General features: G+C 61.3%; 1 protein-coding gene and 1 pseudogene. Both read left to right on the top strand.

Translation table 11 applies throughout. The annotated features are described in order from the left end of the window. Positions 1-281 (top strand): annotated as a pseudogene (locus VFU66_RS14260) (hypothetical protein); the annotation flags it as partial. A 360-nt stretch (positions 282-641) separates the two neighbouring features. Then, positions 642-2,660, top strand: coding sequence for a M3 family metallopeptidase (locus VFU66_RS14255; RefSeq protein WP_326446935.1), 2,019 nt, complete (start codon positions 642-644; stop codon positions 2,658-2,660). The last annotated feature ends 222 nt before the right edge of the window (positions 2,661-2,882 follow it).

The following is a 2,882-nucleotide window of genomic DNA, read 5'->3' as shown; positions in this document are numbered from 1 at the left end:
TGATCATGGGCGTTGCCGAATGTGTGACGCTGCTCACATGGTCGGCATACTTTGCCTTCCCGGAGCCGAAGCGGCGGATGATTATGCTGCCGACGACCTCGCCGTTCCTGCGCTGGAACCAGATCTCGATGGCGCTGGGCGACAATCCGGGCTATGTGGCTATCGGCGACCTTCCCCCGGATGTGTTTGCTCCGGCCGAGCTAGAGGTGATGCGGCGTGCTTCAGCGAAGATGCCTGCCGCGCTTGAGGCTCCGGCGGCGCTGCACTCGCTTTCGGCTTAATCCGGGAGAGAAGTTTGTTTGACCGAACCCCATCCCTGTACGGGATGGGGTTTCTACATCTGCGTGGATTGCGAGATACAATTTCATGCGGCTCTCACCGGAAAGTTCATGCGTTCCCATGTTTGCGCAATAGGACTGCCTGAGGATGGGCGTCCGGCAGGTTGAGAAGCAGGTCCTCCCGCTACGCGGAAGGATGACACCTGGAGAGTTCGGTGACGGGCTGAAGGAAATAGATTCCTTCCCCTTCGGCTTCGCTCAGGGTACGGGATGGAAATTTCGAAGATTTCTGGATTGAGCATAGGAAGGTTAGCGAGGATCACAATGGCGTTGAGCTGGAAGGGTATGGTGTGCGGAGTGGCGATGGCAGGGATTTCTCTTGGAGCGTTTGGACAGAGTGCGGGCGCGAAGGCGGACCCGACTCATGCATGGTATGGCGGCAATGATCCGGCGGCATTGGAGGCGTGGGTGGATGCGCGAGTGGCAGCGGCCCAGGCTGACATCGACAAGGTGACAGCGGTTGCGGGCGAGCACACGGTCCAAAATTCGCTCGCGCCGTATGACGATGCGCAGAACGAACTGGCGCTGGCGGGCCAGGAGGCTTATCTGATGTACGCGGTGGGCGATACGGCTCCGCTGCGCGACAAGGGGCAGGCGATGGTGGCGAAGGTCTCCTCGGTGGCGACCGACCTGAGCCTGAACCAGAAGGTGTATCGCGCGCTGGCGGCAGTGCCGCTTCCTGCGAGCAATCCGGCGACGAAGCACTATCTGGAGCGAACGCTGCTCGAATACCGGCTGGCAGGTGTGGACAAGGATGACGCGACAAGGGCAAAGATTCGTGCGTTGCAAGACAAGATTACCGGCTACTCGCTGGTGTTCGGGCGCAACGTGGCCGACGGCAGGCTGGAGGTGAAGGCTACGCGGGCGGAGCTGGACGGTCTGCCGGCGGACTACATTGCGCGGCACAAGCCTGCTGCGGACGGCACCTACACGCTGACGACGGACTCGCCCGACAGCACGCCGGTGATGAACTTTGCCAAGAGCGCCACGCTCCGGAAGGCGATGTATCTGGCGTACCACGATCGGGCATATCCGAAGAACGTGCCCGTGCTGAAGGACCTGCTGGCGGCGCGCGAGGAGCTGGCCGCGACGCTCGGCTATAAGACCTACGCGGACCTGGCGACGGCGGACCAGATGATCGGCTCGGCCTCGAACTTGAAGGCGTTTCTGAAGCAGGTGGACGAGGCTTCGCGGCCCGTGGCCGACCGCGAGTACGCGGAGCTGCTGGCGTTTGTGAAGAAGCAGCAGACGGGGCTCGAAAACATCTCGGCTTCGGATGGAGGCTACTGGTCGGAGCAGTATCGGCGGGCGAAGTACGACTTCGACGCGGAGAGCGTCAGGCCATATTTCCCGTATGACGAGGTGCAGGCCGGGATACTGAAGACGGCGGCGCGACTGTTCCATGTCGAGTTCAAGGCCGCGACAGACGCGAAGGTGTGGGACCCATCGGTGGCGACGTTCGACGTGTACGACGAGGCGACGGGAGACCAGGGCAAGAAACTGGGCCGCATTTATTTGGACATGCACCCCAGAGACGGCAAGGACAAGTGGTTCTCCGCCTATCCCGTGGTGCCGGGGATTGGTGGAAGGCAGTTGCCTGAGGGCGCGCTGATCTGCAATTTTTCCGGCGGCACGGCAGGCGATCCTGGCCTGATGGAGTACAGCGAGGTGGTGACGTTCTTCCACGAGTTCGGCCATCTGATGCACTACGTTCTGGGTGGGCAGGGACGGTGGTCGGGGCAGGGCGCATTTAACGTCGAGGGTGACTTTGTGGAGGCGCCGTCGCAGATGCTTGAGGAGGTCATCCGCGACCCGGCGGTGTTGCAGTCGTTTGCGAAGCACTATAAGACGGGCGAGACGATTCCTTCGGACCTGATTGCGCGCATGAACCGGGCGAGTGCCTATGGGCGCGGGCGCTGGGTGCAGGGGCAGCTTGCCTACTCAACCCTTTCGCTCCAGGTGCATGACATGCCGACGGCGGACGTCAACCTGGATACGCTCTTGCGTGAGGATATGGAGCGGTTCTCGCATTACACCTTCGTGGATGGCGACCGGATGTATGCGAGCTTTACGCACCTGACCGGGTACGCCTCGAACTACTACACCTATGTGCTGGACAAGGTGATTGCGGTGGACTTCTTTGCGCAGTTCGACAAGAACAACCTGCTCGACGGGCCGACGGCGATGCGCTACCGGAGAACGGTGCTCGAACCGGGCGCGACCAAGCCTGCGGCAGTGCTCGTCAAGGACTTTCTGGGCAGGCCGCAGAATATGGAGGCGCTGAAGACGTGGATGGATGTAGAGTTCAAAAGGAAGAGCTAGAAACAGGGTAAGACCGTGAGATGAAAGGCAGGGCAAAGGGTTGACGGCGGCGCAAGACCGCTCGGTCGCTGAGGCGGCTGTCTTGACAGTGCTACAGCGGTTACGCGATGCTTAGGGGCTAGGCACCCTTTCTGACCTGCTTCCCGGAGTTGCGCCGCTTTGTGCGCGCACGAGCGTTGGCGCGTGGTGGATTGCGGTTTCAAACAGTAAAGGGAAAGTCTC

It is taken from the genome of Edaphobacter sp., from assembly GCF_035763405.1.
Lineage (GTDB): Bacteria > Acidobacteriota > Terriglobia > Terriglobales > Acidobacteriaceae > Edaphobacter.
This window is presented reverse-complemented; position numbering and strand designations above follow the sequence as displayed.